The organism is Coprococcus sp. RTP21204st1_G4_RTP21204_210225 (assembly GCF_040915385.1).
GTDB lineage: Bacteria > Bacillota > Clostridia > Lachnospirales > Lachnospiraceae > Allocoprococcus > Allocoprococcus comes.
The window spans coordinates 1-6,905 of record NZ_JBCPDP010000038.1 but is presented as its reverse complement, the minus strand read 5'-3'; the positions used below and the strand labels follow the sequence as shown (position 1 = coordinate 6,905).

Genomic DNA, 6,905 nt, shown 5'->3' with positions numbered 1-6,905 from the left:
ATGACGTACTCGGTGGAGCGCTGGGCACCGAGGTCTTCAAGGATGAGGAGGTCTGGGGCGAGGATTCTCTCAAGGTTTCCGGAACGCTTCTCGAAGGAGGATTCCATCAGGTTCACGACCTGCTTGATATCGGTCACGAGACAGGAGAACCCGCGCTCGATGACGGCGTTCGCGATGCAGGACGCATGGAAGCTCTTGCCCGTGCCGCGCTTCCCGTACAGGACAAGCCCCTCCGGGTCTTTTGGGTCGAAGGTCGCGGCAAATGCCTTGCAGACGGTGCTCTGCGCCGCGTCCCTGCCGTCATCGGCATCGAAGGTGCAGAAGGCGTACCTGCCGGATGAGGGGAAGCACTGCTTCCTTAGCCGTTCCGTCCTACGCCTTTTCTCCGCCCGCTCGGTTTCCTCGCGCTGCCTGTCCGCTTCCTCCCTCTGGCAACGGCACATGGTCGGGACAAGGTGCGGCTCCTTGAAGATTCCGCCCGCCGGGAACATCCGCTCGCGTGGCTCTCCGCATTTCCCGCAGACGAGGATGCCGTCCGCGTCGCGATAGTCCTCGCCCGGCTTCCGTCCGTCCTGCTCCTTGGTTTTCGTTACGTTTTCGCTCATTTACCTCGTCCTTTCTGCGTTACCCTGTCTGAGAGCCTGTCTACGGGACTTTGCAGTCTTGTTCGGGCAGTTGCTGCCACATGACATTTAGCGTGTCATAGACAGGCTCTCAGGCATTCTCAGGGGCATTTCTAGTACATGTTCTCGTCGATATATCCCTGAGCCGTCTCCCGGTCACAGCCCCATTTCGCCATGACCTCCTCGACGGAGGGGATTTTCCCGACCGCGTTGGCCTTCGGTTCCGTGCGTGCGGGAGGGGTCGCGGCCTTCGGGCGCTCGTTCCTGTCCCAGACTGCGGCGAGTTTCTTCCAGTCATCGACGGGCTTGCCGGAGTTCGTGCGCCAGCCGCGTCCCTCGTTCACATCGAAGAAGCGGTCGGGGTCAACCGCGAATCCCATTTCCGCGAAGTGCGAGCGGACTTCCTCCCTTGTCGGGATTCCAGAACCTGTCATCCCATCCCCATCAGCCACAGCTGTAGATGTAGATGTATTCTTATATCTATCATCTATATTCTTAGGGCGTGACGCAATTTTTACAGCTTCATTTTCAACCTGCGCAGATTGTCTACCTGCGCTTTTACCGTCTGCGTCAGTGTAAAAACCGGTGTCAAAATCACTGTCAACTTTTACGTCAAAATTGACGTCAACTTTGCTGCCAAAGCTGTCAACTTTTACACCGTCAATTTTTACAGTGTCAACTTTCGTGCCGTCATCTTTTACGATTTTTCCGCCTTTTGGGGCTGGAAGTGCTGGCGCATATTCCTTGCGGTACTTGATAACGGAGGGGCGGCTCACTCCGGTCTTCTCGGCAACCTCGGTATTCGTGGCTTCCGGATGCTCGGTAAGGTATGCGAGCACTTTATCCTTCTTCACCTGACGGGTTCCCTTTCCGTTCTTACGGGCGCGCTCCGAAGCCTTGCGCACGCGGTTTCCCTCGCGCATTGCGTCGATTGCCGGGACGTTCTGGTTGAACTCCCAGTCCGCGATGGCGTAGATGCCATCCTCGCAGATGACAAGGCCGAGCTGTACGAGCGGCTGCACGCATTGCCGAAAGGCGGGGACGGTCTTCTTGGTGACCGCAGCAAGCATCTCGTCGGTGTAGGGAACGCTTTCGTGGAGAAGGAGCTTCCCGGCGCAGCCGCATTTCACCGCAAGCGATTGTAGACGGGCGAAGACGGTGTAGATGGAGTCCGCATTGTCCATCGCGTCGATGAGTAGGGCTTCCTGCGTGTCGAAGAACTCACTGTAGTCCCTGCGCCACGCTCCTCGGAGCTTCATCGGTACACCTCCGGGGTCTTCTTATCGCGTTCGGCTTCGGAGTAGGCGAGGTGGTCGAAGGGTGGGAACCTCGCGACAACCGCGAGGGCATGAGTGTACTTGGCGTGATTCGCCCGGTAGCCGAAGGAGGAGAGCATATCCATGACTTCGGTATCCGTGAACGTGCCGTCATCGGTCACGATGGTGAACGTGCCGTCATCGTTTTTCGTGACTGTGCGCGTGTGGATTTTAGCCAGGGCGAGGACGAGTACGGTTGCGGAATCCCCATTCGGCTCATGGTCGATGAGCGTCATCTCAGGTGTCTCGTAGAAGTTCAAGGGGATGTAGTAGTAGTAGCTGCTGAAATCCATGGTGCTCCTTTCTGCTTGCAATCTGTGATTATGTTTTACTATATCTGTCCTGTTTTGTGGACTTTTCCAGTCAGATTTCATGCTTCTTTCACAATTAGACACGCGTTTTGAGATGGTTCTGCCAGATTCGCGTCCCGTGCGGCGGTGCGCTGTGTTACAGTAGCGAAAGTCCTTTCTGCCTGTTGCTTTTATCTCGGAGTGCGGGCAGGAGAAAAGGGAGCCTGTGATTTCGGTCACACGGCTCCCTTTTCTGTTACCAGTCGGAGTTTTCGCTGCTATCCGGTTCCGCTGCCTGTAACCCACCATCAGCGACAGGCTCCGTTTTTACCGTTTTCTTCTTGCGTGCATCGAGACGCGCCTTGGCATCCTCCGGGGTACTTCCGTGGGCGGTGAGCATGTCGCTCACCTCGTCTGCATGGCTCGCAAGGAATCGGTCGAGTGCGTCGAGGTCGAGTTCCTGCCAAGCGCAACCGACGGCGGAGAGCACACTTTCACCAGCGGAATGGGTGACCAGAGAGCGCCACTTCCGGTTCCGCTCGCGAATCTTCTTTTCAAGTTCCTTTTTCTTCGCTTCGAGTTTGGCGAGTTCCGCCTTCTGCTTCTCGATACGCTCCTCGAAATCTTGAATGGTAGCCATGGTTCTTCCTTCCTACTTGACGGCATCCCTGAACAGATTGTGCCATAACGCGCGGAGGATGGTAAGATTCCGGCAGGGCGCGGTGCCGGAACAGGGGCGAAGGCACCGTGCCCCGGTTTTGCGAAGAAAAAGGAAGGAATTGGGCAGATGTATTCCAAGGATACGGGGAAAGACCAGATGCTGATGACGATGGAACGCGCGCTTACAAGCGGGCAGAAGGCAGGCTTCTTCTTCCTCGGCTTCCTCGGCGGCATCGTCGGGATTCTCGCCGCATCCCTGATGAACATCAACGCGCCGTACCGACCGGAGGGAACGAAGATGGCGGCATTCGGATTTGCGACGGCCTGCGTTCTAGGCACCCTTATCGCACTTGTTGGCTTCATCGCGCTCCTTGGTGCCAGATAGAGGTGGCAAGATATTGAAGGACTTCCTCAATCAGCGTCCGGCATTCTTCCAGCTGCACCAATCCGTTCGTGTGAGATGAGAAGGGGCATCCTGCGCGGGTGCCCTTTTTTCTCTGCATTGTTATGATGGTTTTATGGCTTGCCGTGTTTGTGGTTTGATGGTCTGCTATATTTGTTGTTAGCTAGCCAGAAGGGAGCAGAGGGTGGAAAATATGCCTGACAATGTGAAAGACAATCCCGTCGAAAAAAGGGAAGCCCTGCTCGCCGACCGTCTCAGGCTGCATAAGGGTTACAGGCAGCGGTTCGTGAAGGGAAGGAACAGACATGGACGGATACACGCTTTCCATCAGTCGTTGCAGTGGCGGTGACGGGGTGGAGGAGAGCTTCAAGGCGAAGATAAAGCGTCGAGAAGCTGCGCTTGATGCCTTTGCCGTTGCAGAAGCGTACTGCAAGGGCATCGGGATGGTCTCAAGATGCGAGCGGGAGGGATTTGACGGTTTCATCATCGAACTGTGCTCCGATGCGGAGGATGAGACCATCCGTCTCGTCAGGCTTGTGCCCGACAGCGAGGATGGCATCATGGATGATGTATTCCGTCTGGAATACGGCAGTTGCGAGTATAAGGTTTAGGCACGCCATCGGCGAGTTCATTCATGCTTTTATATGCAGGATATAAGGAGTGTACGGTTCACCTGCTTGCTAGTATGCCGGTCTGCTATATTTATAGTCAGCAAGGGGGACGGCAGTGGAGCCGCCCCATGGCAGGAAGGACGAACATGAAGGACAAGAAGTTAGAGGAAGCCGTTGACTATGTTTGCTCCTGTTGTCCCTATATCTTTAGCGACAGCGCTGAATGGGACAAGTCGAATCCGGCATTTGCGGACTGGCGCGACTCTGCTACCAAGTATTGCGACCGGTGCATGGTTCGCAAGATGACAGACTATTACAATGCGCTAGACGAGCATGAGTTCTCAGAAGGTATGCCGGAGTATCAGGCGATTGTGAACTATTAGGGCAGAGGAACCACGGGGCATCCGGGAGGGTGCCCTTTTTCTTTGCTTGTATATGCAGGATATATGGAGTGTACGGTTCACCTGCTTGCTGGTATGCCGGTCTGCTATATTTATAGACAGCAAGAGGGACGGCAACCGAGCCGCCCCATGGCAGGAAGGAAACACCATGAGCACGCCGTCCGTCACCATCCTCAAGAACCTTGTCCTCAACTGGGAGAGCAATCAGATGGAAGAGGAGACCATCGCCACGTTCTATCGCCACTATGACGGTTATCCCAGCTGCCATGCCATTGATATCGCCAGCTCGCTCGTTGTGGCATCGCGAACCAAGCCTGAACAACATATCGACTTTTCGGGAGCGAGCGTGGAGAGGGACATTCTCAATAACCGAAACTGGTGCCAGCATTTCCTCAAGGCGATGTGCATGGCGGATGCCGATATCGAGTTCATCGGGGAGGACAATGTGCCCTCTGCGAGCTACACCTATGTTGTCACGGGCGCTTACGACAACTTCGGCGGCAAGGTCGGCATCGGCGCAGAAGAGTATCTGAGCAGAATCAACATCAAGGTTTACGAAGGAGATGAAAACGGGAATCTCGTGTTTGAGGGCGGAGCCGCTGAATGTCTGGCATGGGCTGACGGATATTGCGGGGATTGCTAAGTCGAGTGAAGGGCACCCTCCCGGATGCCCTTTTTCTTTGGCTTTTTGGGAGCCGCCCTGCGGGCGGCGTGAAGGCGCGGGGTCGTTGCGGGAACGGGGACTCGGGGCGGCTTTCCCACCCTTCCAACAGCCTGCGGGTCGGGCTAGGAACCCTCCGGCCATTGAAAGCGCGGAAAAGCCTTCTACTTGGCGGAAACGGGGGACAGACCTGCCGGGGTTTCCAACATTCCGACAGGCTCCGGGTCAGTCTAGGAACCCTCCGCCCATCGGAATGTTGAAAACCCCTTCTTCTCGGGAAACCATAGGCCGCAGGCGCGGCAAAGCGGGGCACGCCGCAGCGGCTCGGTAGAGGGCGGGGAAAGGAGGGTCGGTGGCTCCACGATGGGAGGTTGGCTTTTCTTGACACCCCACGGTTTCGCGGGGTCTCTCCGTGGCGCGGTCGCTTGCGCTCCCTCAGATTAGGGGCTGCTCGCCCCTAATGACCCGAGTTCCATGGAGAAGGCGTGGAGTCTCGCATTGTGGTGTGTGCTGGTATGCTATAATACTGGTTATCGGGTAGGCAAGTTAAAGGGCTTGCCGAGTAGACGGAAAGGAATCATGAATATGGCGAGATACCACTACACGCGAGAGAACGAAAACGGCGTGGTACTCTATCTGGAATCGGAACCGGCGGAAGATGCGATGGACGAGTTCGACGATGAGATTGCCGTTGGGTTCAGCGGAAACGGGTACCTGAGTTTTTGGACGAGGTGCCGCAAGGCGGCGGAAGCGCTGCCGAATGGTCTCAAGTATGCGGCGGGCGGCAGATGCGTAATCACAGATACGTTCACGGGCGAGGAAAAGATTTGGAGGGTGGGGCGTTAGCCATGGACATTCAGGGCATCCGGGAGGGTGCCCTTTTTGCTATGCATAATATGCAGGATGTATGGAGTTTCCCGCTCATATCGTGTTTTCCTGCTTGCTGGTATGCCAGCCTGCTATATTTGTAGACAGCAAGAGGGACGGCACCGGAGCCGCCCAAAGGCAGAAGGGACTTCAAGATGGCTACTTTGGATGTTACGGAGAAGGTCAACGTCCTCGTGGACGCGATTGGCTGGGAGGGTTTTTGCGAAGAGCTGATGGCACGGATGGACGAGGATGCGCTCGATGCCGTCTGCGACCGTATCGCACCGCGTTACGGCGTGGAGCTTGCGGGGAGTCGCTATGCAGCCTAAAGACACGGAGGAGCGCCGCAGGGCAATCGACCGAGTGAACCGGGCATATGCCGATGAGGACTACGATAGGTACGAAAGGCTCATCAAGCGTTATTGTCAAAAGTTCGGGTTTGACGGCGATTACAGTCTTTTTGAGGATGCCTGCACGGATGCCCGCATATTCGGTCACGGAATCGGCTAGAGGAGGAAGCATGACGCTCGGGGAGCTGTTCGAGGAGACTTACATTCAGGGTGAAATCGCGATTCGAAGCTATGATTCGACGGGTACTACGATTGAGCACTATCTAGGCGATGCGGAGGAGTTCTACCCTGACGAACACCCGCAAATCCTTGAAAGGGAGGTCGGCTATATCTTCCCGCTCATGGAGGTCGAGCCGACCATCTGTATCGAGCTGAAAAATGAGGAGGACGAGGGATGAGCGGAATGAAGGTCAAGGAGTTGATGGATAGCCTGAAAGGGGATTGTTACCGCTTTCGCGTCCATTATCCAGAGGAATGGGAGTTTGGACTCATAACGGGAGCGACTTTCTTTGGCAAACGCGGGCTGGTCTTGCAGCATGGGGAGGATGACGTGAGTTCTTTCACACTGAACCCGTCCTGGCTTTCCTGCGAGGACGAGACGCAGCGTTGCATCATGGTCGAGATTTATTTGGAGCCGTAAGGATGGGCGCGGGGAGTAAGCCCCTGCGCCCGTGGCAGGTCTGCGCAGGGGATGTTATCGGTAGTGGCAAGCGGGTCGAGTAC

General features: G+C 56.0%; 12 protein-coding genes. 8 read left to right on the top strand and 4 right to left on the bottom strand.

The window, feature by feature from the left end; all coding sequences use genetic code 11:
* From AB5213_RS16720 to AB5213_RS16705, 4 genes are all read right to left on the bottom strand, one after another.
* Positions 1–605: ATP-binding protein (locus AB5213_RS16720; RefSeq protein WP_368276994.1), on the bottom strand; the 605-nt coding region annotated here is incomplete at its 3' end.
* Between the two features lie 131 nt (positions 606–736).
* The gene (locus AB5213_RS16715) at positions 737–1,882 is read right to left on the bottom strand and encodes a phage replisome organizer N-terminal domain-containing protein (RefSeq protein WP_368276993.1); all 1,146 of its coding nucleotides are present in this window, start codon (positions 1,880–1,882) and stop codon (positions 737–739) included.
* A complete protein-coding gene (locus AB5213_RS16710) occupies positions 1,879–2,232 on the bottom strand; it encodes a hypothetical protein (RefSeq protein ID WP_117774019.1) in 354 nt (117 codons plus the stop codon). Before AB5213_RS16710 ends, AB5213_RS16715 begins: the two co-directional genes overlap by 4 nt.
* 253 nt (positions 2,233–2,485) lie before the next feature.
* Entirely contained in the window at positions 2,486–2,869 is a 384-nt protein-coding gene (locus tag AB5213_RS16705) for a hypothetical protein (protein ID WP_368276992.1), read from the bottom strand.
* A 147-nt stretch (positions 2,870–3,016) separates the two neighbouring features.
* Here AB5213_RS16705 and AB5213_RS16700 point away from each other — a divergent pair, with 147 nt between their 5' ends.
* The 8 genes from AB5213_RS16700 to AB5213_RS16665 all read left to right on the top strand — a co-directional run bounded on the left by AB5213_RS16700 (position 3,017) and on the right by AB5213_RS16665 (position 6,822).
* Positions 3,017–3,274 carry a hypothetical protein gene (locus AB5213_RS16700; RefSeq protein WP_368276991.1) on the top strand — a complete coding sequence of 86 codons (258 nt, stop codon included), beginning with the start codon at positions 3,017–3,019 and terminating at the stop codon, positions 3,272–3,274.
* A gap of 323 nt (positions 3,275–3,597) precedes the next feature.
* Entirely contained in the window at positions 3,598–3,903 is a 306-nt protein-coding gene (locus AB5213_RS16695) for a hypothetical protein (RefSeq protein ID WP_368276990.1), read from the top strand.
* A gap of 128 nt (positions 3,904–4,031) precedes the next feature.
* A complete protein-coding gene (locus AB5213_RS16690; RefSeq protein ID WP_368276989.1) occupies positions 4,032–4,286 on the top strand; it encodes a hypothetical protein in 255 nt (84 codons plus the stop codon).
* Positions 4,287–4,452: 166 nt separating this feature from the next.
* Positions 4,453–4,947, top strand: a complete 495-nt coding sequence (locus AB5213_RS16685) for a hypothetical protein (RefSeq protein WP_368276988.1) — start codon at positions 4,453–4,455, stop codon at positions 4,945–4,947.
* Positions 4,948–5,544: 597 nt separating this feature from the next.
* Positions 5,545–5,811, top strand: a complete 267-nt coding sequence (locus tag AB5213_RS16680) for a hypothetical protein (RefSeq protein ID WP_250799193.1) — start codon at positions 5,545–5,547, stop codon at positions 5,809–5,811.
* Positions 5,812–5,987: 176 nt separating this feature from the next.
* Entirely contained in the window at positions 5,988–6,161 is a 174-nt protein-coding gene (locus AB5213_RS16675; RefSeq protein WP_156058770.1) for a hypothetical protein, read from the top strand.
* Between the two features lie 191 nt (positions 6,162–6,352).
* A complete protein-coding gene (locus tag AB5213_RS16670) occupies positions 6,353–6,580 on the top strand; it encodes a hypothetical protein (RefSeq protein ID WP_055168018.1) in 228 nt (75 codons plus the stop codon).
* Positions 6,577–6,822, top strand: coding sequence for a hypothetical protein (locus AB5213_RS16665; RefSeq protein WP_055168020.1), 246 nt, complete (start codon positions 6,577–6,579; stop codon positions 6,820–6,822). Before AB5213_RS16670 ends, AB5213_RS16665 begins: the two co-directional genes overlap by 4 nt.
* Positions 6,823–6,905 lie beyond the last annotated feature (83 nt).

Bases quoted from the DNA above. Each gene is read 5' to 3' on its own strand.
- AB5213_RS16685 (WP_368276988.1), top strand. From the start codon at position 4,453: ATGAGCACGCCGTCCGTCACCATCCTCAAGAACCTTGTCCTCAACTGG.
- AB5213_RS16665 (WP_055168020.1), top strand. From the start codon at position 6,577: ATGAGCGGAATGAAGGTCAAGGAGTTGATGGATAGCCTGAAAGGGGAT.
- AB5213_RS16675 (WP_156058770.1), top strand. From the start codon at position 5,988: ATGGCTACTTTGGATGTTACGGAGAAGGTCAACGTCCTCGTGGACGCG.
- AB5213_RS16705 (WP_368276992.1), bottom strand. From the start codon at position 2,869: ATGGCTACCATTCAAGATTTCGAGGAGCGTATCGAGAAGCAGAAGGCG.
- AB5213_RS16680 (WP_250799193.1), top strand. From the start codon at position 5,545: ATGAATATGGCGAGATACCACTACACGCGAGAGAACGAAAACGGCGTG.
- AB5213_RS16700 (WP_368276991.1), top strand. From the start codon at position 3,017: ATGTATTCCAAGGATACGGGGAAAGACCAGATGCTGATGACGATGGAA.
- AB5213_RS16670 (WP_055168018.1), top strand. From the start codon at position 6,353: ATGACGCTCGGGGAGCTGTTCGAGGAGACTTACATTCAGGGTGAAATC.
- AB5213_RS16695 (WP_368276990.1), top strand. From the start codon at position 3,598: ATGGACGGATACACGCTTTCCATCAGTCGTTGCAGTGGCGGTGACGGG.
- AB5213_RS16690 (WP_368276989.1), top strand. From the start codon at position 4,032: ATGGCAGGAAGGACGAACATGAAGGACAAGAAGTTAGAGGAAGCCGTT.
- AB5213_RS16710 (WP_117774019.1), bottom strand. From the start codon at position 2,232: ATGGATTTCAGCAGCTACTACTACTACATCCCCTTGAACTTCTACGAG.
- AB5213_RS16715 (WP_368276993.1), bottom strand. From the start codon at position 1,882: ATGAAGCTCCGAGGAGCGTGGCGCAGGGACTACAGTGAGTTCTTCGAC.